The sequence below is a fragment of the Lactobacillus xylocopicola genome (assembly GCF_033096005.1).
GTDB classification, from domain to species: domain Bacteria; phylum Bacillota; class Bacilli; order Lactobacillales; family Lactobacillaceae; genus Lactobacillus; species Lactobacillus xylocopicola.
The window spans coordinates 771,383-793,336 of sequence record NZ_AP026803.1 but is presented as its reverse complement, the minus strand read 5'-3'; the positions used below and the strand labels follow the sequence as shown (position 1 = coordinate 793,336).

Here is a 21,954-nt window from a genome sequence, read left to right as displayed (position 1 = left end):
AAAGAGTTAATTAATGAAACAATACCAACTTTATACGACCATGGGTGCGGGCTTTGAGAGTGTTGTAGCTAAAGAACTACAAGCTTTGGCCTATGAAACACAGACCGAAAACGGTCGTGTTTTCTTTAAGGGGACCCAAGAAGATATCGTCAAGACCAACCTGTGGCTAAGGACGGCTGACCGGGTCAAGATTCTGCTGAAGGAGTTCACGGCGACCGACTTCGAAACGCTCTATGACCAGGTCTATGACCTTGACTGGGCAGAATTATTGCCCGTTGATGCCAAGTTTCCAGTTCAAGGACGGTCGGTGCGCTCAAAACTGCATTCTGAACCCGGTATCCAATCAATCGTCAAAAAGGCGATTGTTAACAAGATGTCGGACCAGTACCACCGGCGGGGATTTTTGCCCGAAAGCGGTAATTTTTACCCGCTAGATGTTCATCTGTACAAGGACCAGGCCCGTATTTCTCTTGATACTAGTGGAGCGAGTCTATTTAAGCGCGGTTATCGGATTGAACACGGCGGCGCGCCGCTGAAAGAAAATTTTGCGGCCAGCCTCCTTAAATTGACCCCCTTTGACGGCAGCCACCCGCTAATTGACCCGATGACCGGTTCAGGTACCTTGGCTATTGAGGCCGCATTAATCGGTAAAAATATCGCTCCGGGAACATGGCGGGATTTTGCCTTTGATGGCTTTGACTGGTTTGACGAAAACCTCCATCAAGAAGCCGTTAATGCCGCCAAAACCATGGTAAAAGAACTGGAACAGCCCATTTGGGCTTGTGACATCGACCAGTCAATTTTGGAAATTGCCAAGCTCAATGCCAATAATGCTGGCGTTTTGCAGGATATTTACTTCAAGCAGCTGGCCGTCAAAGACTTTGCCACCGATCTGGAAAATGGGGTGATTATCGCTAACCCTCCATACGGTATGCGACTGAAGGACCAGAAGACAGCGGAGGAGCTCTACACCCAGATGGGTGAGGTCCTGAGTAAATATGACAGTTTCAGCCAATATTACCTGGTCGGCGATCCTGCCTTCGAAACTTTTTTTGGTAAAAAAGCGACCAAGAAACGGAAACTCTTCAATGGTAACCTCCGGGTCGACTTTTACCAATATTGGGCTGCCAAACAAAAATGATTACAGACCAGACCAATGCTGAATTTTGGGTAATTACCGATACCCATTTAATTGCTGACAGTTTGCATGATAACGGGGCAGCTTTTAAGTTGATCCAAAATACGAGTCAGGGCAAAGACTTGGCATACCAGGAGTCAGCCTTGAGTGCCTTTTGCCGGATGGCCAATGACCAAAAGCCAGCCGCAATCATTGTTACCGGTGACGTCACTTTTAACGGTGAATTACTGTCTGCTCAAAAGTTTCAGGAAATTTTCAGTGAACTGACCACCACCAAGTTATTGGTGGTACCCGGCAACCATGATCTCTTTGATGGTTGGGCCCGCCATTTTAAAGGCGAAGACCAGCTCTATACTAGTCAAATTAGCCCTAGTGAGTGGCACACAACCTTTCAGCCCTCATATGATTGTGCCCTGGATGAAGACCCACATTCTTTGGCCTATAGCGTGCAGCTCAACCCGCAATACCTACTCTTACTGCTTGATTCAAACCTTTATGGCCAAGAAGAAGGTCGTGGTGCGCCGGCCACTGCAGGGGAGATTAGCGAAGACCAGTTGGTGTGGTTAAAAAAACAACTACTTTATGCGCAAAAACACCAACTGCGTCCGCTGCTTTTTATGCACCATAACCTCTATGCCCATAACCCCGCAGTTAACCGCGGCTTTGTCTTAAACAATGCGCAAACCCTGCGCAGGATATGTCAGGATTATGACATCAAGGTGGCTTTTTCAGGCCATATCCATGCCCAGAATATTTTGGGACCACAAGCCCCGACACCAACAACTGAAATTGTGACTTCCAGCTTTTGTTCCTATGACCAGGCCTATGGTATCGTTGCTGTAAATCAAGACGAAATCGCATACCACCGCCAGATTTTTAACATGAAACCATACTTAACAAAGATTGAGCAGGAGAACTATACTTTGACTCATTTTCACCAATACTTAAAGGATCTTCAGCTGCGCAACCTTAGCAATCAGTCACTGGGCCAGGCCGCAGCCAGTCAGAGTGAGTCTCCGCTACTAAGCCGGGTCAATCATTTATTTCTTGAAATGAATTATAACTACTTTACGGGCCACAACCATCTTAGTAAACCGGCCCTCAACCAGCTTTATGATTCAGCCGAGTATCGCACGTTAGTAGCAGCCATGCCGCGTTTTAGCAACTATTTGAAGACCTTGTATGACACTAGTAGTCACAGCAATTTAGCTGTCAAAATCAGATATTAGAGGTGCAGTTGATGAATAAGAAACACTTTATTATTTTGGGCCGGGTGGGGTTAGTTTATTATAGCTGGCTATTAATTGTCCTCCTCATCAGTCTGATTATGCTTTACGAGGGCACCCCAAGCCTTAACTGGCCTGCCATTATTTGGGGAAGCTTATTTTTGCTGTTAACCGGCTATACGCTAATTAATTCCTATTGGAACAAGCAGGGTTTAAAATTGCCCTACAAGGCCAAGATGAGCAGTAAAGTGGAACCCGAGTTAATCCATTGCTGGAGCTTCTTCCGGATATACCGGATCCAGGTAGATTCCCTTGAAAAGTACCACTTATTGAGAATTGAGTACAAGGGTTAGTCATGATCTGCTTTTTAAAATTTTTACCAACTGCCGGGACAATAACTTACCCACGATCTTTTCTAAACCAAAACAGCTAAGTTTGTTTTGGTTTTTCTTTTACCAATAGCCCGCTAATCAACAATCAATAAATCTTAAACAATCTTTGTTATAATTAAGGTAATTAAGAAAAAGGTGGGACCTAAATTCTAATCGTGCAAAGGCAATTGATGAAATGACCGTTTAATTTATGTATATAGAAAGAAGCATGCGCAATGAAAACAGATATCCAAATTGCACAGGAAGCAGTAGCACTACCGATTAGCACAATCGCAAGCCAAGTTGGACTATCCGCCACGGACCTTGAACCATATGGAGTAGATAAGGCTAAACTCAATTGGCCAGCCATTAAAAAGGCAATGGCTAGCCCAGACTTAGGCAAGTTAATCCTGGTAACTTCTATTTCTCCGACACCTGCTGGTGAAGGCAAATCGACAATGACGATTGGTTTGGGGGATGCAATTAATCAGCGCCTGCACCTAAAGACAATGATAGCTTTACGTGAACCTTCAATGGGCCCAGTCTTTGGTTTAAAGGGTGGCGCCACTGGCGGTGGCCAGGCGCAAGTGATCCCGATGGAAGACATCAACTTGCACTTTACTGGCGACATGCATGCGCTAACGGCTGCGATTGATACGTTGGCAGCCTTGGTTGATAATTATATCTATCAGGGTAATGAAGTTGGTCTGGATCCAGACCGCATCTTGTTAAAGCGCGGAATTGACGTTAATGATCGTAGTCTGCGCCAGGTTACTATTGGTCAGGGCTCAAAGTTCAATGGAATTGAACACAAGTCGAGTTTTGCCATTACAGTTGCCAACGAGTTGATGGCAATTCTCTGTCTGGCAACGGATATTGCTGACCTTAAGCAGCGGATTGGCTTGATGCTAGTCGGCTACAGCAGGGCTGAACAACCCGTTTATGTTAAGGATCTCGGCTTTGAAGGGGCAATTGCGGCACTGCTAGCCAATGCTTTAAAACCCAACTTAGTACAAACAATCGAACATACTCCGGCATTAGTGCACGGCGGACCCTTTGCTAATATTGCTCATGGGGCTAACTCAGTCATTGCTACTAACTTGGCATTACACCTTAGTGACTACGTCTTAACTGAAGCTGGTTTTGGCAGCGATCTTGGCGGTCAAAAGTTCATGGATTTCGTTTCCAATCATTTGGAGAAAAAACCTGATGCCAGTGTTGTGGTTGCGACCGTACGAGCCTTGAAATACCAAGCCGAGGGTACTACAGACCGGCTAAATGAAGAAAATCTTCCTGCTTTACGTGAGGGCTTCAAGAATCTCGAACGTCACATGTTAAACATGAAGAATTACGGTGTTCCAGTCATTGTTTTGATTAACCACTTTGCCACTGATACTCAGGCGGAACTTGAGCTATTGCAAAACCTAGTCAGGGACCAGGGCATTGATGCTCGGGTAGTTGACTATCACGAGCAGGGCTCAAGCGGAGGAGTTGAAGCTGCAAAAGCAGTGGTTAACTTAGCCAATACTGGTCACGTTGAGCTGCAGTCCACTTATCAGGCGGATGATGCAGTCAAAAGTAAGATTGCTAAGGTGGCTAAAAAGATTTATCATGCCAGTCAGGTCGAGTACTCAGAGCAAGCTGAACAAGACATTGACGAACTAGTCAAAATGGGAAAGGATAAATTACCCGTTATTATCGCCAAAACCCAATATTCATTTACGGATAATCAAAAGTTGCTGGGTGCTCCAACTGACTTTACGCTACACGTCAAGGGTGCCAGTCTAAAGAATGGAGCCGGCTTTATCGTTGTTACTACTGGTCATGTTTTAGACATGCCAGGCTTACCTAAGCAACCCGCGGCACTTGATATTGACGTAGACAATGATGGCAAGATTAGCGGTTTATTTTAAATTTACAGATGCAATTTTTATACTTACTTATTACTTTGCTGGTTGTTGGTGCTGACCAGGGCTTAAAAAACTATATTGCACAAAACTATCAACTGGGTGAGGTTCATTCGGTTATACCCAACTTGCTTTCGTTTACTTATGTGCAAAACGACGGCGCTGCTTGGAATATTTTAACCGGCCAAATGTGGCTCTTCTATATTATTAGTGCGGTCGCAATTATCATCTGCCTATATTACCTCTTCAAGGTCAAAAAACAGCGTAAACTTTTTAACTACGGTGTAGCGCTTGTTCTAGGGGGAATTATTGGTAACCTGCTGGACCGGATCCACTTGAAATACGTAATTGACATGATTCAGGTAGACTTTGTGCGCTTCAATATTTTTAATATTGCCGATTCCGCTATTACAGTTGGCATCATTCTAGTCTTTATTTATCTGCTGTTTTTTGATGAAAGTGATCCAAGTCATGCCTAATCGTTATGAATTCCAAATAGAGGATAACCGGGGACGGCTAGATAAGTTACTGGCCGAGCAGATCAACGACTTGTCTCGTAGCAAGATTAAAGACTTAATTCAAAGTCAGCAGGTGCTGGTTAACGGCAAAAGCAGCAAGGTATCCTACCACGTCCAAGCCGGTGATCATATTCTGGTAACCGTTCCAGCGCTTAAAGCATTAAATGTAGTGCCAGAGAATATTCCTCTTGATATTGTTTATGAAGACCAAGATGTAATTGTGGTCAACAAGCCCCAAGGAATGGTCGTGCATCCGTCGGCCGGGCACCCAGACCAAACTCTGGTAAATGCGCTCTTGTACCATACTAAAGACCTGGCAAGTAGTCCGGAAGGGTTTCGCCCTGGGATTGTGCATCGGATTGATAAGGATACTTCCGGGCTCTTAATGATAGCTAAAAATGGCCCGGCCCGGATAAGTTTAGAAAGGCAGCTTGCCCGCAAAAGTAACAAGCGGCAATACCTCGCAATCGTCCATGGCAATTTCAATGAGGACTCAGGCCTAATTGATGCGCCGATTGGCCGCGACCACTACCACCGTAAGAAGATGGCTATAGTTGAAAATGGGAAAAACGCAGTTACTCATTTTACGGTTTTAGAACAATTTAAGGGCTATAGTCTGTTATCCTGCCAGCTCGAAACTGGCCGAACTCACCAAATCAGAGTTCACCTTGCCTATATTGGCCATCCTGTTGCAGGTGACCCCTTATATGGTCCGCACCACACTTTGCAAGGGCAGGGGCAGTTTTTGCACGCCCAAACTTTAGGCTTTACGCAACCAACAACCGGTGAGCAGCTCGAGTTTAAAGTAGCTGTACCGCCCATTTTTCGTAAACGTTTGACCGAATTAAGAGAAACACAGTGATAACATGAAACGATATTTGATTCTTGAAAACGGCAGTTCATATGCTGGTGAAGGACTTGGCGCTGCCATTATTTCAACTGGAGAATTAGCTATTCAGACAGGTAATTTTGGCTACCAAGAAGCCTTGACTGACCCGACCAATGCTGGCAAAATTCTTGTTTTTACGACCCCCATGATCGGTAGCAATGGCATTAATGCCATTGACTATGAGAGTATTAATCCCACAGTCAAGGGAATTATTGCTAATGACATTGCCCGCAATATCTCCGACAGCAAAAACTTCCAAGATTTGGCTTCTTTTCTGCAAGAAAAGAACATTCCGGCAATCTACAATATTGACACGCGCGCTCTGGTTCACTGTCTTAGCGAGCAAAAGACCATTAAGGCTTCAATCATGGATACCGATGACGAACACGCCTTTGACCAGATCAAGGCCTTAGTTTTGCCTAAAAACAAGTCGGCCACCGTTTCTACTAAGAATGCCTATGCAGTACCTAATGTTGGTAAGACGATTGCGATTGTAGATTTAGGGCTCAAACATTCCATGCTGCGCGAACTATCTTTGCGCAAAATCAATGCAACGGTATTGCCTAGCAATGTTTCCGTACCTGACATTGAAAACTTGCGTCCGGAAGGGATCATTATTTCAGGTGGCCCCGGCAAGGTAAGTGAGGTTAAGGAAGACCTCAAGCCAATTTTTGATACCTTCTATCAACAATACCCGATTTGGGGTATCGGACTTGGCTTTTTGGCCCTCAGTGACTATCTCAACTTTGAATTGGTCGAGCTGCCACAAGTATTTAATGGCACCAACTATCCCATAATTGAGCAAAATTCGAATCAAATTTGGCAAGTAACCATGAATATTGACCAATTGGTTTTGCCCAGCAGTGTCCAGCTTGAAATGTCAGAAGAATTTTACGACCTGCACACTGAATTGCTTGCCGGCTTCAGCAACCAGAAGCATAAAGTCATTGCGACTGCCTTCAATGCCGAAGGGGCTCCTGGCAGTTTAGATGCAATTAGTATTTTTGATGATTTTATAAAGATGATGGTGTAAAGATGCCCTTAGAAAACGACTTGACCAAAATTTTAATTATCGGTTCAGGGCCAACGCTAATTGGTAATGTCTCTGAAACAGATGTTTTAACCTCAGATGCAATTAGGGCTCTTTTAGAAGAAGACATTCAGGTCATTCTAGTGAACCCCAACCCAGCCACTATTTCAACTGACAAACAGCCTGGGGTAACCGTCTACCTGGAACCCATGTCGCTGGACTTTCTCAAACGAATTATCCGCATGGAAGAACCGAGTGCAATTATGCCAGCTTATGGATCAACAATGGGACTTAAGGTAACCCGTGAATTGGTTCATGACGGTATCCTTAACCAGATGGGCATCCGTTTGTTGACGCTTAATGAACAGACCCTAAGGCTGCACAGCCACCAACAAATGGCGACTTTTTTAGAGCAAAACGAGCTGACGGTTAATCGCTACTGGAAGCTATCTGACTTTGCCAGCAATGATTTGGAACAACAACTAGCTGCTCGCGTGATTTTTCCGGTCTTAGTTATTAAGGAAGAGCACTACCAGCACAACAAACAGGCTGTATTTGCCAATGCTCAGGCAGTAGTTGAATACTTCAAAAAAGAACGGCAAAACGAAGACTTTTCAGCTGACCGCTACCAGTTAACGGAAGATTTATCAGCCTGGGAAGAGGTCATCCTGAATATTATCCGCGATCGCAATGGCAATACCCTCATTACCGGTTTAGCTGATACCATTGAACCAGTATCGATTAATTCAGGTGACTCTGCTGCAGTTATGCCAGCACTAACATTGAACAATGACCAGGTACAAAAAATCCGCCAAATTGCCCAGCAGATTGCTAACGGTCTCGAAATGGTTGGAGTTTTAAATATGCACTTTGCAGTTAGGCATGAGGGCACCAAGTTTGCCGTCAAAATCTTAACCATTAAGCCACGTCTAACTCGCAGCGCTATTTGGGTGCAACGGACTGCGCTCTACAGCGTGGGCTATGTGGTCTGCAAGGTGGCGATTGGTTACCACCTTAATGAAATTACTGACCCCTTATCAGGACTCTCGGCTGCCATTGAACCTACTTTTGATAAGGTAGCAATCAGAATGCCGTTTTGGTCACTAATTCAATCTGGCTGCAATCACTACAATTTGGGTAATCGAATGCAGGCTAGTGGGGAAACTATTGGAATTGGCCGCAACTTTGAAACGGCCTTTATGAAGGGCTTAACGTCAACGATAAATACGCAGATTGCGTTAAGCGTTTTTCGCCGAGAAAAAGCCAAGGAAAAAGACGAAATCATCCAGGATCTTTTACATCCCGATGAACTACACCTCATTAAGGTACTGGCGGCAATCTCCAAAGGCCTTAACTATCAGGAGTTGCAACACCTGATTTTCATTCATCCCGTCTACTACCAAAAGCTGGAACATCTGGCCAAAATTAGTTGCCAGTTAAGTGCGGCAGAGGTAACGGACGAATTACTACTGGAAGCCAAAAAGTGTGGCTTTACCAACGTAGTTATTTCTGAGCTAACTGCAATTAACCTGGATACCTTAAAAAAGCGACTTGCCAAATTGCAGCTCAAACCATCATACCTGCGCATTGATGGCTCTGCCGGCATCTACGCTCCGCGCGTTCAGGCCTATTACAGTGCCTATGGCGTAGAGGACGAATCAGCACCACCTACTGCTAACCAAAAAATACTGGTAGTGGGCATGCTACCACTGCAGGTTTCGGTCACCAATGAGTTCGATTACATGATTAGCCATGCACTAGATACTTTACATAATAATAATTATGACACAGTCCTTTTATCCAACAATGATGAATCTGTAGCTACCAGCTACCGCAGGGCAGACAAGGTATACTTTGAACCGATTTCCGTTGAAAATATTCTGAATATCGCTGCTAAAGAGCAGATTAAAGATGTCCTCCTGCAATTCTCGGGTAAGGAGGTCAATGCTCTGGGTAAAAAGCTAGTTGAGTACGGGTTAAATGTACTTGGAACGCATGGCGTTAACCCCAAAGACCGAATTGAGCAAGTTCTAACCGGACCCATGAAGACCCTAAAGCAAAATCCACTTTTGACTACGGTGGACAGCAGTGAAGCCAAGAATTTCGTCAATACACACGACTTTCCAATTTTGGTCGGTGGCTTTAACAATCAGGGGGTTAAACAAAAGTCGGCCGTCGTTTATGATCGACCGGCCCTAAAAAAATATCTGGCTGAAAACCAATTATCAAAGATTTCTTTATCGCATTTCATTGAAGGCAACAAGTATGAAATTACCGCCATCTCTGATGGCCAAGATGTTACCATTCCGGGCATTATCGAACACCTAGAACAGACTGGATCTCATGCTTCCGATTCGATTGCCGTTTTCAAACCCCAAACCCTCTCCAAAACAAACAAGAAACTGTTACTGGAATACGCGGTTGATTTAATTAAACGCGTGCACATGCGCGGTATCTTCACGCTACATTTTTTGACTGCTGCTAAAAAAATTTACCTCTTACAAGTTAAACCTTTTGCCGGGCATAATGTTGCTTTCTTGTCCAAGTCCCTTGGTAAAGATATTACGGCCTGTGCCACTGCGGTTTTAACTGGTCAGAAGCTAAAAGAGCTTGATTACAGAAGTAGACTTTGGCCTTCAAATAACTTTATTTACGTCAAAATGCCGGTCTTTTCCTATGTTGACTACAACAGCGACAACACCTTTGATTCTAAAATGAAGTCTTCGGGGGCGGTTACAGGTCGGGATACCCAATTGGCCAAGGCCTTATATAAGGGTTATGAGGCAAGCGGGCTCCGCATTCCTAGTTTTGGGACAATCTTTATTTCGGTCAGAGACGAGGATAAGGACAAGATGACAGCATTGGCACAACGATTTGACCGGTTGGGGTTCAAAATTGTGGCAACTGAGGGAACGGCCAACGTTTTTGCCGAGGCTGGTATTACTACTGGCGTGGTCAGCAAGGTCCATTCAGAGCCCAATAACCTGCTCAAGAAAATTCGCCAGCATAAAATCGTTCTGGTCGTTAACATCACTAACTTGTCTGATACCGCGAGCGGAGACGCCATCAGGATTCGGGATGAAGCCTTGAATATCCATATCCCGGTTTTTTCCAGTATTGAAACAACGGAATTAATCTTAACGGTCTTAGAGTCGCTATCATTGACCACTCAGCCAGTTTAACGCTCATAAAAAGAGGAAGCAGCTTGCATCCTCTTTTTTAGTCTATTCTTTTACTTAAAACACGGTCTTTTTCAGGTGTAACCTCGATAGAGTTTTGACCAGTATAAATGACAAAGCCGGGCTTGGCACCATTAGGTTTCTTGACCCGCTTAGTTTGAACATAATCAACTTGCACGTGAGCGGAATCTTTTCCCTTTGAAAAATATGCAGCAATTTCCGCCGTCTCAAGTATATCTGCTGGACTAGGCTGGTCATCCTGCAAAATGACGTGAGAGCCGGGAATATCTTTAACATGGAACCACATATCAGTCTTGCTGGCCTTTTTGAACGTTAACCAGTCATTTTGATAATTGTTCTTACCAACCAATACTTGCTTACCGGAAGTAAGTCGAAAGCGATTTAAGTTACGTTCCGTCATTTTTTTGCGCCGGCGCTGCTTCTGCGGACGTTTTAAATAGCCCTGATTGGTCAATTCATCAGTAATCTGATCAATATCTTGGGGCTCAGCATTATCAATGGCCGTTTGAATTGTCTCAAAGTAAGCCAAATTGCTCTGTGCCAAAGTAATTTGTTCTTTAACATGTTTAATCGAATCGCGTAATTTCTTGTAGCGAGTAAAATACTTTTGACCGTTCCGGGCAGGAGAAAGGGCTGAATCTAGCTTTATTTCAAGCGGTTGGTTATTGTCATAATAATTTGGTAACACAATCTTGGTCATGCCAGACTTCACTTGTCCCAAGTTGGCGTTAAGAATTTCCCCGCAAATCCGGTAGTTTTCAGAATTCTCCGCTTGATCAAGCTGTTTTTCCAACTTGGAGATTTTTTTGCTGAGTTTTTTTCGTTCATTTTTCACGACCCGCTCAACTTGTCCCGCCTTTTGCTTAACCCAATCATGTTGGGACTGGTTAAGGTAGAATTGTTCCAGTGCATGATTGAAGTCGGGATCAACACCCTCTTTAATCAGGTCCAAATGGTAGGGCAGGTAAGGGAAGAGCTTATGCTGATGGTCAGGCGTTTTTAATAGAAATGCGCTCGGCTGGGGCTGGTCGAATTGTCCCATAAAGGTCTTAAAGGCAGAATAAGAAAAAGCATCCTCTAAGTAACCACTTAATTCACGGCGATCATCACGATCCAAGCCGCTTACTTGCTTAGCAAAATCCGCTGGATTAAGCGCTTGGGCCTTTTGCTCAAAGTCTTTTTCAGTCAGCTTAAAGCCGTTAATTCCGGGAATTAGTGGCGGTAACTCATACTTGGCCTTGGGCAAAAGGAGCCGGACCCGATTTTCTTCAGGCGCAATTCGCTTGAGTAAGTCAATAATGTGCCCGCTCGCCGCATCATACAAAATAACGTTACTGTGGCGGCCCATAAGCTCTACTGACAACACTAATTTAACTTGGTCACCCAGTTCGTTACGGTTGCTGAATGAAAAATTAACAATGCGGTCAAGCCCAACTTGCTCAATCTCCTGCAAAACCGAACCTTCTAAGTACTTACGCAAAACCATCACAAAAGTAGGAGCCTGGTCAGGATTATGAATTGCCTGCTTAGTTAAATAAAATTTAGGGAATTGCGGATTGGCCGAAACTAGCAGCTGGTAATTTTTACGTTCTTTTCGAAAAGTCAAAACTACATCATGTTCAAATGGCTGATATATCTTGGCCAGCCGACCATTGACCAAAATCGGTCTAATACTGTTTAACAGGCTGTGAATGAATAATCCATCAAAAGCCATCATTATCACCTCAACTAACGAGCTCTATTATACCAATCATTTGACCATAAGTATAAAAAAGTGTCACACCCGTTACCTGAAAATAAGTTACCGCTATTCATATATAAACAATAGCGTTTGGTAAGGTATTTACAGCAGAAAACTGGTATACTGTTGACATAGGCGTAAGGTTATCGCTACAATTAATTATAAGCTAAAAATAATACTTATTAATTGTTTCACGCGTGTGTGGTTGCCTAATCTATTTTTTACCACCGTGCTAACCGCTTTGTTGTTTATTTCTTTAAATGAAAAAGGTATGTAAATGGATATTTTATCTTTCAGTACAATCGCAGAAAATATCAAAAAAGAAATTAGCCACCGCTGTGGTTTGAATCTTTCACAAACTAGGATTCTGCTTTATTTTCAGCAGAACAATAATACGGCTTTGAAAATGGGCGATTTGGCTACTTATTTAAAGATTTCATTATCCACCCTTAGTAGACAACTTCAACAAAAGAAAACCATGGAGTTAGTCACGATTACGCGCTCAGAAACGGATTCTAGCAAGACTGTCGCGCTTAACCAGGCAGGACTAAAGAAAGTTGCTGAATTAAAAAAAACTTTGACTGAAATTGAAAAGACCTTGTTCGCTAGCTCTACAGACCAAGAAGTTACCGAGTTTAATCGTATTTTCAATATTTTACTAAATAAGACTGCCAGCCAAAATCATTTTAAGCAGTAGTCGAATCGCTTGTTATTTTATGCTATAATTCTCTATATTGCATATCAAAAGCGAAAGGTAAATTAGATGAAGATTGCATTAGTTACTGATAGTACTAGCGTTATAAGCAAACAAGAAGCCAAGGACAACCACATCATTGTTGTTCCTATTCCAATTATCATTGGTAATAAAGAATACCTGGAAGGGGTCAACATTACTTCTGAACAGCTATTTGACTTGCAACGGCAAGGGGCAGACTTCCCCAAGACTTCGCAGCCAAGTATGGGTAGTATGATTCAGCTTTTTGACCAGTTGCTTGATGAAGGTTACGACACAATTATTGCTATTACATTATCCAGCGGAATTTCTGGCTTTTATCAGACGTTATGCAACGTTGCCCAGACGAATCCGCAGTACAATTTGCACGTTATCGATTCGAAGATGACCGTGCGTCTGCAAGGAAACTTAGTTTTAGCAACGGCACGAATGATTAAGAACCAAGTTGAGCTGGATAAAATTATTGCGCGCACAAAAGAGATTCGGACTACCATTGATGAAATATTCGTTGTCAACGACTTAAATAATTTGAGCCGCGGCGGTCGGTTAAGTAATTCCAGTGCCTTTATTGGTTCAATGTTAAACATCAAGCCTTTGTTAACCTTTGAAGATGGCAACATTGTAGCTTTTGATAAAATTCGGTCAATGAAGCGTGCTTTTGCCAAAATCAAAGAGCTGACGCTCCAAAAGATTGCCGAATTACCATATAAAGATCAGATTAAGCTGTTCATTATTGATTCTAACGATAGCAGCCAGGCTGCAGAGGCGAAGCTCTTTTTGGAAGAGAATTTTCCGAATCAAAATATTTCACTTACCAAGTTTACTCCTGTAATAGCCACTCATTTAGGTGAAAAGTCACTTGCAATCTGCTGGATGATTGATATCGACAAAATTGACTTGTCATAAATGACTAAGAGGTAAAACAGTACATGGAAAAGCAAGATCAGATCAGTTTACTCGCTGGGCAATTAAACTGCAGAGCTTAGCCCAGAATGGTTTGAAATATGGCCATGATCGCTTTGATTTAGAGCGTTACCAAGAAATTAGGGACATTGCGACGGAGATGATGGTGGCCAAAACCGGTTTACCGGTCAAGCAAGTCAAGGCTCTCTTTAGTAGTGAAGATGGCTATCAAACCCCCAAATTAGGCACGCGTGCGGCAATTTTTAATGGGTCAAAAATTCTCCTGGTTCGCGAAACCACTGATGACCACTGGTCACTTCCTGGTGGTTGGTGCGAGCCTAATACCAACGTTGCGGACAATTGCATTAAAGAAGCTAAAGAAGAGTCCGGTCGGGATATTGTGCTTGACCGGGTGATTGCCATCCGCAACCACCAAGCTAACGTTCATAACCATAAACGGGTTGAACGAGCCATCAATGTCTGTAACGTCTTCTTTTTGGCCCATGAAGCGGGCGGTGACTTTAGCCCAAATACCGAAACTGATGCTTGTCAATACTTTGATTACGATCATTTACCGCCACTTTCGGTTCAACGGAACAGCCAAGCAGAAATCAAAATGTGTTTTGCTGCTCTTAAGGATGCCAATTGGCAAGTCAGATTTGACTGATTACTAAAAGGCAAACATTATATATATCTCAAAAAAGCGTTGGTACCTTTAAAGCCAACGTTTTTTAGTCGGCTACATTAGAAGTAAGATCAAAGGCATTTTCGTCATTTACTTTACATAATATATATTATACGAAGTTATTGCACGTTAACTTTCTACACTATTCTTTAAAACATTTTCACAACTTTGTTACATTATTCTCAGTGACTACCGCCCGCTCGTTATTGAATTATTTCGCCGATTATTGACTATCAGGGCAAAAAAGTGGTGTCCTTGAGTCTGCATTTTGTAATATTTTGGTTTAATATAATACAAATTTATAAGGAAATAACATTATTTTATATAAAATTTATATAATGGTAAGAATATAACCTTTTTTTAAACAATGGAATGCTATACCTGCCCATATAGCAAGTAGTTACACCTTTTAGGATTTCACCTATCCTTTTTACTTTTTTTATTTTAAGTGTATTTTTTTAATGCATTTTTATTTCATTTTCTTGCGATTTGACTTACAATACTAGCTGGGGGTATAGTTTAAAATGATTTTTCTGACATTAACCTTCTTAGTCTTAGTTTTAGTCGGAAATGAGCATTTTACTAGTTATTTTTATTGTATTAGTTGTATTGGTTAATTCTATTGTTATTCTATATCGGCACATATAGAACATGGGGTTACTTTGGAAAGGGTTGAAATTTATTCCATGAGCATTAATTTAGGAAAAGAGATATGTCGCCGTCGGCGCGAGCAAAAGCTAACTCAGGAAGATCTGGCTGAGTTGAGTGATTTATCGGTAAACTTTATTTCACGGCTTGAGCGTACTAAGAATCAGAATATTAGTATTCAAAAGCTCGACTCAATTGCGCGAGCTTTAAATACTACTACGCCTGACATCATTATGAACGCATATCGCTTTAAGGAAGTTAAGGTTGAAAATCACCAAGATAACACCCCGGTGTTCATCAAGAAAGTTCTCAACGAGTTGAGAAAGATGGCTCCGGATAAGGCCGAAAGAGTATGTAAGTCTTTTATTGTCCTGGCTAAAGAAATTAATAAAGATTAATTTCAAAAAAACACGAGATCGGTTTAAAACCGATCTCGTGTTTTTTGTTTTTTGCTTACTTAAAAGCTCCCGTTAACTGTGGTACGACCTGCTTTTTCCGTGACACCACGCCCGGTAAGCTAATTTCAGCATCCTTTACGGGTCCAAAGGCCTGTTCAAAAGCCTGCTGCGCTTCCCCTGATCCGATCACCAAAGCAGTTGAGTCTGAGTCTAAAACATTAGTAATCAATAACATAAATAAGTCGTAATGCTCAGCCTCGGAGACCGTCCGCATTGCCTGTAAAAATGCTTCTTTCCGTTCCATTGCTTCAGGTAGATCAACGACGTTAATCTGCGCAACGCGCACCTTCTTGCCAGCTAAGTCAAAACTCTTAGCATCTAAATTGATCAGCTCATGCTCAGACTTGCCGGCAATATTGGTACCCGCCTTTAGTTCTTCCAAACCGTATTGCTCATAATCAACTCCGGCAATCTTGGCCAAGGCCTTAACCGCTTCATGATCATCGGCAGTCGTTGTCGGTGATTTTAAGAGCAAAGTATCCGAAATAATAGCTGACAACATAATGCCCGCAATATTTTGCGGTATCTCAACCCCATACTGTTGGTATAGCTTCCACATGATCGTACTTGTACAACCAACAGGTTCTGCCAGATAAAACAAGGGCATGGTTGTATTAAAGTTCATAATCCGGTGATGGTCAACCACGTGAGTGACCTCCACTTGATCAATATCAGCAACGCTCTGCTGGGGTTCATTATGATCTACCAACATGACCTTGTCCACCTCATTGGCAGCGGTCTTAATAACTCTGGGCTCCTTAAAACCAAACTTAGCCAGGGCAAAGGCGGTTTCGTCATTGGCTTTACCCAAAGCCACAGCTTCTGTATTAAAGCCGCGTTTATTTTGTAAATATGAATAAGCGATTGCGGTACCGATCGCATCCGTATCTGGATTTTGGTGACCAAAAACTAACTCTTTTTCCATTTAAAAACTCTTCCTCTTCTTCCTATTTATCAGCTTGCTTAGCCAAAAAATCTTTAAACTCCGTCAAAAATTTCTTAATGCGGGGTACATCATTCTTGCCCTTGCGGTAAATAACTGAAATCGTATACTCCTGCTCATCTTTCAAATAAATTGGCGTTAAACTAATTTCTTCTTGGTGATGTTGATAGTATACACCACTAACAAAGGTATCATAGCTGGTCTCTTCAGCAGTTGCTACTAACTGCTTGGTTGATGAGAAGCGCATAGGCGCTTTTAGACCATTCTTGACGTTAATTTTGCTACCAAATTTTGCTTTCATCATTTTAGTCAGATAAAAGTGATCTGGATAGGCCACCCATTGCCGATTTTTAAGCTGGGCCGGCAAATACGATTTACCAGCCTCTAGTTTACTATCATGGGTCAAAATTGTTAACCGATCAGAACAAATCTTCATCCAGTCATATTGATTCTGCAAGTTACTTTGACTCTTCTTCATCGTCTGCGGAACATAAAAAATTGCCAAATCAATCAGATTATTATCCAAGTTATACCATAAATCTTTGCGATTAAAATAATTAATACCGGTAATAATATCCGGTGTCGCTTGATTAAACTTGATCAAAAATTGCCGCACTAGCTCAGCGTCCACGCCTTCCAGCACGCCAATTGTGATGTTGCCCTTATCGGCTTGGGTAAATTCTTGGATATCACTCACAACATTATTAATTGTACTAATCAATTTGATTGCACCTGTTTGCAATTCCTTGCCAGCTTCAGTTAAATAAAGCTGCTTCCCCATCTGTCCAAAGAGCGGTGTGCCAATTGCCCGTTCTAATTTTTTAATTTGTTGGGTTAAGGCCGGTTGAGTAATTCCTAAAATTTGCGCAGCTTGAGTATAATTCATCGTATCAATTAGCTGCAAAAAATATTGCAAGGACTTGGTCGAGAGTATTGTGTCTGTTTTAGGCATATAATTATTCCTTTTGTTTTGCAAAAATGGGGTTCACTGTTATACCTATTATTAAACAAAAACATCTCTATGTCAAAATACACTTTGAATACAATTAAATTACTTCATAAACAAATAATAATATTCAAATAAACCAACTCTTATTCGGAACTCAACGGGCGACCCAGCTTTAAGCTGACCGGGCGACCATCACTGACGGTATCAACCACAAATGAACCATTCGAATAACGGTCACCCAACGGAAATTCATTACTTTGGAGCTTTATGTGCCGTCTACTGCTGGTTGTGATAATAAGAGTGTGGTCTTGGCCATAGGCAGACAATGCCGCAATTCGATGCGGTTTTGCTTTAAGCTCGCGCAGCACAAGGACTCCTCGTTTGGCTCGGGAGACCCGGTTGATTAACTTAGCTTTAAACTGCTTAAAGGCCCCGCGCTGGGTTACTATACCCACCCGCATCTGATCCAGGTACTCCGGGTTAATTAAAAGATAAGACACAATCAAGTCATCAGCTTTAAGGTTGACCGACTTAACCCCAGCAGCTTTGGCTCCCAACTCGGGAATTTCACTTACACAATAGCGAACAGCATAAGCATTTTTAGTAAATAAAATAATTTCCGCCACTGTGTCAGGCTTAACCACATCAACCCGGACCAGCTGGCTGTCTTTTTGCTTCATCTTCATTGCCGTAATGGCGCGTGATCGATAAGTTCTGGTTGGTTGCAGATTGGCCAATTTTAACTGCTTAATGTAGCCGTCATCGCTGGCCAACAGGAAGTTAACCTCTTCTTCCAAATGATCAAAGGAGAAGACGCGAATAATCTGTTCTGAGCTGTCTAAACCGATTTCTTGGGATAAGTGTTGACCAGTCTCTTTCCACTTGGCCTCAACGAGCTCATTCACTGGGCGGAAAATAACATTGCCCCGATTGGTAAAGAGGTAGAGATTGGTCAGGGTCGATAAAGTCTTGGCATAAATAACCTCATCTCCATCCGGTAACCCATTATCTTCATCATCACTAGATTGCCATGAACGCAGTGACGAGCGCTTCAAGTAGCCCTCGCGACTAATCAAAACCCGTACCTGTTCATCTGCAACTAAGGCTTTTTCATCGATTTGGATCTTGGCCGTTGCACCAGAGATCTCAGTTCTGCGCGGGTTGCCAAATTCGCGCTTGACGGCCAGTAACTCCTTAACAATTTCTTTTTCCAAAACCTGGCGATCAGCCAGCAGTTCACGGTACTGGGCTATTTTTTCGTTTAAAGCAGCTTGTTCTGCTACCAGTGCATCCACATCGGTATTAGTCAACCGGTATAATTGCAACGAGACAATTGCTTCTGCCTGCCGCGGCGTAAAATCAAACTTGGCCGTCAAGTTGTCCTTTGCTGCTGCCTTATTTTTAGAGGCCCTGATAACCTTAATAACCTGGTCCAGGATATCCATTGCATGAACCAGACCTTGGATAATTTCCAAACGGTTCTCGGCCTTATTCAGGTCATATTTAGTTCGCTTAGTAATTACGTCTTTTTCGTGTTTCAGATAAGAGGACAGGATGTGCTTAAGTCCAACTTGCATCGGTGTCATGTCATCAATTGCGACCATGTTGAAGTTATAGGAAACTTGCAGTTCCGTATTCTTAAATAGGTAATTTAGAATATTTTGGGCATCCGCACCCTTCTTCAATTCGACCACCATGGAAAGTCCATGCCGGTCGGTCTCATCACGCACTTCGGCTATTCCATCAATTTCCTTGTTCAACCGAATTTCGTCCATTTTTTTGACTAGGAGCGCCTTGTTAACCGCAAAGGGAATCTCCGTAATCACAATTTCTTCGCGATGACCGCGCAGCTCTTGAATTGTCGTCTTGGCCCGCACCTGAATCCGGCCCCGACCAGTTCGATAGGCTTCCTCTAAGCCCTCTTTGCCCATGACAATCGCGCCAGTGGGAAAGTCAGGTCCCTTCACAAAGTTCATTAACTCTGCCAAAGAAGCTGCTGGATTCTTTAATAAATAAACCGTTGCATCAATGACTTCGCTGAGATTGTGCGGCGGAATTTCGGTGGCATAACCAGCCGAAATTCCCGTTGACCCATTAACCAGTAAATTAGGAAAACGGACTGGCAGCACCGTCGGCTCATATTCAGTATCATCGAAATTGAGCACCATGTTGACGGTGTCTTTGTCAATGTCGGCTAGCAGCATATTAGAGATCTTGCTGAGTCGTGATTCAGTGTACCGCATGGCCGCAGGTCCATCCCCATCCATTGACCCATTATTGCCGTGCATCTCAACTAGAGTTTCGCGCATTTTCCAATTCTGGGAAAGGTGAACCAGGGCACCATAAATTGAGCTGTCACCGTGGGGGTGAAAGTTACCCATGATATTACCAACGGCCTTGGCTGCCTTTTTAAAGGGCTTATCGTAAGTATTATTATCGCGGTACATCGCAAACAGGATTCTTCTTTGCACCGGCTTTAGACCATCGCGAATATCTGGTAAGGCCCGTTCCTGGATGATGTACTTCGAATACCGCCCAAAACGTTCGCCCATGACCTGCTCGAGCGGCATTTCACGGATTCGTTCTTTTGTAGCCATTAATCAAAAACCTCTTTACTCATTTTCTTCTTCTAGGATTGAAGCATCTTCGCCCATTCTGAACTTAACATTTTCTTCAATCCACTTTCTCCTGACGGCCACCTTGTCGCCCATCAGGGTGGTCACACGGCGCTCAGCTAGAGCAGCATCATCAATCTTCACCCGGATTAGCATCCGTGATTCAGGGTTCATGGTGGTCTGCCACAGCTGTTCGGCATTCATCTCCCCCAATCCTTTGAAGCGCTGCAAAGTGTAGCCGCGGCCCATCTGTTCTTCATCAAGGGATAATTCCTCATCTGTCCACGAATACTTAACCTGGACCTGCTTACCATGCCCCTTTTGCAGGCGATAAAGCGGCGGCAGGGCAATGTAAATCTTTCCCTCTTCAATCATCGGCCGCATATAACGGTAAAAAAAGGTTAAGAGCAAGATTTGAATGTGGGAGCCATCATCGTCGGCATCCGTCATAATGATGACCTTATCATAGTTGGCATCTTCAACCTTAAATTCTGTTCCCACACCACCACCAATGGTATAGATCATCGTGTTGATTTCTTCATTTTTAAAGATATCTTGCAGTTTGGCTTTTTGCGTGTTCAAAACCTTTCCGCGCAGAGGTAAAATTGCTTGAAACTTCCGGTCCCGTCCTTGTTTGGCCGAGCCCCCGGCAGAATCACCCTCGACTAGGAATAGTTCATTTTTCTTCGGGTTACGGGATTGGGCTGGCGTTAACTTACCCGACAAGACCTCTTTCTTACGCCGCTTCTTACCATTGCGGGTCTCGTTGCGCGCCTTCTTGGCTGCTTCACGAGCATCCCGGGCACGTTGGGCCTTCTTGACTAATTCCTGGGCCAATTCGCCTTTTTCCATTAAGTAGTAGGACATTTGCTCATAAACAATTGCATCGACAATTGACCTGGCCTGTGGTGTCCCTAACTTGCCCTTGGTCTGGCCCTCAAACTCAAGTAATTCTTCCGGAATTTTAACCGACAAAACCGCACTGAGTCCTTCGCGGTAGTCCGAACCGTCGATATTCTTGTCTTTTTTACTGAGTAGCCCCTGCTTCTTAGCATAATCGTTAAAGGCCCTAGTAAAGCCGCTCCTAGCACCAGCTTCGTGGGTTCCACCATCAGAGGTGCGGACATTGTTAACAAAGGAAACGAGACTTTCGGAATAGCCGTCACCATATTGCCCGCTGAATTCAACCTCAATCTCGTCCTGCTTGCCCGTGAAGTAAAAGACGTCACTCAGCGTATCCTTACCCTCATTTAAGTAAGCTACAAAGGACTGAATACCATTATCATACTTAAAGTCATCATGATGTTCCGGTTCACGTTCATCAGTCAGAACAAAACGCACGCCATTCAGCAAAAAGGCTGATTCACGGATTCTTTCTTGAATTGTCTCGTACTTGTATTTAGTCGTTGAAAAGACCTTTTCATCGGGTTTAAAAGTGATTGTTGTACCTGTTGGTTCCTTAGTCTTACCTAGACGCTTCAAACTACCAACCGGGTGGCCGCCATCCTGGAATTCTTCCTCGTAAGCCACGCCGTCTCGAACAACCTTAACATCCATGTAACTGGACAAAGCATTAACGACAGAGGAACCAACACCGTGCAGACCACCCGAAGTCCGGTAATTCTGCTCGGTAAACTTTCCCCCCGCATGCAAGACCGTTAAGATAACCTCGATGGTCGGTTTTCCCGACTTATGCATTCCTGTCGGCATCCCCCGCCCAAAATCACGCACAGTCACACTGTTATCTGGGTGAATCGTCACATCAATTTCTTGACCAAATCCAGCCATTGCCTCATCGACTGAGTTATCAACGATTTCATACACTAATTGGTTTAAACCGTGAATGTCAGTCGACCCGATGTACATTCCCGGACGCTTACGCACGGCTTCTAGACCATGAAGAATCTGGATCGCTGAGTCATCATAAGAACTTGTTTTTGTATTTGGCTTAGTCAAAAAAACTCCTCCAGTTTTACATCATTTATTTATTTTAATCCTCA

At 43.2% G+C, this 21,954-nt stretch carries 17 protein-coding genes; 12 read left to right on the top strand and 5 right to left on the bottom strand.

The window, feature by feature from the left end; translation table 11 throughout:
* Positions 1-13 precede the first annotated feature (13 nt).
* The 8 genes from R8389_RS04025 to carB all read left to right on the top strand — a co-directional run bounded on the left by R8389_RS04025 (position 14) and on the right by carB (position 10,261).
* Entirely contained in the window at positions 14-1,141 is a 1,128-nt protein-coding gene (locus tag R8389_RS04025) for a THUMP domain-containing class I SAM-dependent RNA methyltransferase (RefSeq protein ID WP_317638197.1), read from the top strand.
* Positions 1,138-2,367, top strand: a complete 1,230-nt coding sequence (locus R8389_RS04020) for a metallophosphoesterase family protein (protein ID WP_317638196.1) — start codon at positions 1,138-1,140, stop codon at positions 2,365-2,367. The genes R8389_RS04025 and R8389_RS04020 overlap by 4 nt, the downstream gene beginning before the upstream one ends.
* 11 nt (positions 2,368-2,378) lie before the next feature.
* Positions 2,379-2,717: an acyltransferase gene (locus R8389_RS04015; RefSeq protein ID WP_317638195.1), complete on the top strand. Its 339-nt coding sequence runs from the start codon at positions 2,379-2,381 to the stop codon at positions 2,715-2,717.
* Between the two features lie 254 nt (positions 2,718-2,971).
* Positions 2,972-4,648: a formate--tetrahydrofolate ligase gene (locus R8389_RS04010; RefSeq protein ID WP_317638194.1), complete on the top strand. Its 1,677-nt coding sequence runs from the start codon at positions 2,972-2,974 to the stop codon at positions 4,646-4,648.
* Between the two features lie 8 nt (positions 4,649-4,656).
* Positions 4,657-5,121, top strand: coding sequence for a signal peptidase II (gene lspA, locus R8389_RS04005; protein WP_317638193.1), 465 nt, complete (start codon positions 4,657-4,659; stop codon positions 5,119-5,121).
* Complete coding sequence (locus tag R8389_RS04000) at positions 5,114-6,022, top strand: RluA family pseudouridine synthase (protein WP_317638250.1); 909 nt, start codon at positions 5,114-5,116, stop codon at positions 6,020-6,022. Before lspA ends, R8389_RS04000 begins: the two co-directional genes overlap by 8 nt.
* A gap of 4 nt (positions 6,023-6,026) precedes the next feature.
* Entirely contained in the window at positions 6,027-7,082 is a 1,056-nt protein-coding gene (locus R8389_RS03995; protein ID WP_317638192.1) for a carbamoyl phosphate synthase small subunit, read from the top strand.
* A 2-nt stretch (positions 7,083-7,084) separates the two neighbouring features.
* Positions 7,085-10,261 carry a carbamoyl-phosphate synthase large subunit gene (carB, locus tag R8389_RS03990; RefSeq protein WP_317638191.1) on the top strand — a complete coding sequence of 1,059 codons (3,177 nt, stop codon included), beginning with the start codon at positions 7,085-7,087 and terminating at the stop codon, positions 10,259-10,261.
* A gap of 37 nt (positions 10,262-10,298) precedes the next feature.
* Here the strand turns inward: carB and R8389_RS03985 are convergent, their stop codons facing one another.
* Positions 10,299-11,993: an Rqc2 family fibronectin-binding protein gene (locus R8389_RS03985; protein WP_317638249.1), complete on the bottom strand. Its 1,695-nt coding sequence runs from the start codon at positions 11,991-11,993 to the stop codon at positions 10,299-10,301.
* Positions 11,994-12,297: 304 nt separating this feature from the next.
* Here R8389_RS03985 and R8389_RS03980 point away from each other — a divergent pair, with 304 nt between their 5' ends.
* The 4 genes from R8389_RS03980 (at position 12,298) to R8389_RS03965 (ending at position 15,387) form a co-directional block, all read left to right on the top strand.
* Positions 12,298-12,717 (top strand): MarR family winged helix-turn-helix transcriptional regulator, encoded by a 420-nt coding sequence (locus tag R8389_RS03980; RefSeq protein WP_317638190.1) that lies wholly within the window; start codon positions 12,298-12,300, stop codon positions 12,715-12,717.
* Positions 12,718-12,783: 66 nt separating this feature from the next.
* A complete protein-coding gene (locus tag R8389_RS03975; RefSeq protein WP_317638189.1) occupies positions 12,784-13,659 on the top strand; it encodes a DegV family protein in 876 nt (291 codons plus the stop codon).
* A gap of 91 nt (positions 13,660-13,750) precedes the next feature.
* A complete protein-coding gene (locus R8389_RS03970) occupies positions 13,751-14,323 on the top strand; it encodes an NUDIX hydrolase (RefSeq protein WP_317638188.1) in 573 nt (190 codons plus the stop codon).
* Positions 14,324-15,027: 704 nt separating this feature from the next.
* Positions 15,028-15,387, top strand: coding sequence for a helix-turn-helix domain-containing protein (locus R8389_RS03965; protein ID WP_317638187.1), 360 nt, complete (start codon positions 15,028-15,030; stop codon positions 15,385-15,387).
* 55 nt (positions 15,388-15,442) lie between these two features.
* Here R8389_RS03965 and R8389_RS03960 read toward each other — a convergent pair whose 3' ends face one another.
* From R8389_RS03960 to parE, 4 genes are all read right to left on the bottom strand, one after another.
* Complete coding sequence (locus tag R8389_RS03960; protein WP_317638185.1) at positions 15,443-16,372, bottom strand: manganese-dependent inorganic pyrophosphatase; 930 nt, start codon at positions 16,370-16,372, stop codon at positions 15,443-15,445.
* A gap of 22 nt (positions 16,373-16,394) precedes the next feature.
* On the bottom strand, positions 16,395-17,342 hold the full coding sequence (locus R8389_RS03955; protein WP_317638184.1) for a LysR family transcriptional regulator: 948 nt from the start codon (positions 17,340-17,342) through the stop codon (positions 16,395-16,397).
* A 140-nt stretch (positions 17,343-17,482) separates the two neighbouring features.
* Complete coding sequence (parC, locus tag R8389_RS03950; protein WP_317638183.1) at positions 17,483-19,936, bottom strand: DNA topoisomerase IV subunit A; 2,454 nt, start codon at positions 19,934-19,936, stop codon at positions 17,483-17,485.
* Between the two features lie 15 nt (positions 19,937-19,951).
* Positions 19,952-21,910, bottom strand: a complete 1,959-nt coding sequence (gene parE, locus R8389_RS03945) for a DNA topoisomerase IV subunit B (protein WP_317638182.1) — start codon at positions 21,908-21,910, stop codon at positions 19,952-19,954.
* Positions 21,911-21,954 lie beyond the last annotated feature (44 nt).

What these genes read in the sequence shown, in the direction of transcription:
- R8389_RS04025 (WP_317638197.1), top strand. Translation starts at nt 14, where the DNA reads ATGAAACAATACCAACTTTATACGACCATGGGTGCGGGCTTTGAGAGT.
- R8389_RS04020 (WP_317638196.1), top strand. Translation starts at nt 1,138, where the DNA reads ATGATTACAGACCAGACCAATGCTGAATTTTGGGTAATTACCGATACC.
- R8389_RS04015 (WP_317638195.1), top strand. Translation starts at nt 2,379, where the DNA reads ATGAATAAGAAACACTTTATTATTTTGGGCCGGGTGGGGTTAGTTTAT.
- R8389_RS04010 (WP_317638194.1), top strand. Translation starts at nt 2,972, where the DNA reads ATGAAAACAGATATCCAAATTGCACAGGAAGCAGTAGCACTACCGATT.
- lspA (WP_317638193.1), top strand. Translation starts at nt 4,657, where the DNA reads ATGCAATTTTTATACTTACTTATTACTTTGCTGGTTGTTGGTGCTGAC.
- R8389_RS04000 (WP_317638250.1), top strand. Translation starts at nt 5,114, where the DNA reads ATGCCTAATCGTTATGAATTCCAAATAGAGGATAACCGGGGACGGCTA.
- R8389_RS03995 (WP_317638192.1), top strand. Translation starts at nt 6,027, where the DNA reads ATGAAACGATATTTGATTCTTGAAAACGGCAGTTCATATGCTGGTGAA.
- carB (WP_317638191.1), top strand. Translation starts at nt 7,085, where the DNA reads ATGCCCTTAGAAAACGACTTGACCAAAATTTTAATTATCGGTTCAGGG.
- R8389_RS03985 (WP_317638249.1), bottom strand. Translation starts at nt 11,993, where the DNA reads ATGGCTTTTGATGGATTATTCATTCACAGCCTGTTAAACAGTATTAGA.
- R8389_RS03980 (WP_317638190.1), top strand. Translation starts at nt 12,298, where the DNA reads ATGGATATTTTATCTTTCAGTACAATCGCAGAAAATATCAAAAAAGAA.
- R8389_RS03975 (WP_317638189.1), top strand. Translation starts at nt 12,784, where the DNA reads ATGAAGATTGCATTAGTTACTGATAGTACTAGCGTTATAAGCAAACAA.
- R8389_RS03965 (WP_317638187.1), top strand. Translation starts at nt 15,028, where the DNA reads ATGAGCATTAATTTAGGAAAAGAGATATGTCGCCGTCGGCGCGAGCAA.
- R8389_RS03960 (WP_317638185.1), bottom strand. Translation starts at nt 16,372, where the DNA reads ATGGAAAAAGAGTTAGTTTTTGGTCACCAAAATCCAGATACGGATGCG.
- R8389_RS03955 (WP_317638184.1), bottom strand. Translation starts at nt 17,342, where the DNA reads ATGCCTAAAACAGACACAATACTCTCGACCAAGTCCTTGCAATATTTT.
- parC (WP_317638183.1), bottom strand. Translation starts at nt 19,936, where the DNA reads ATGGCTACAAAAGAACGAATCCGTGAAATGCCGCTCGAGCAGGTCATG.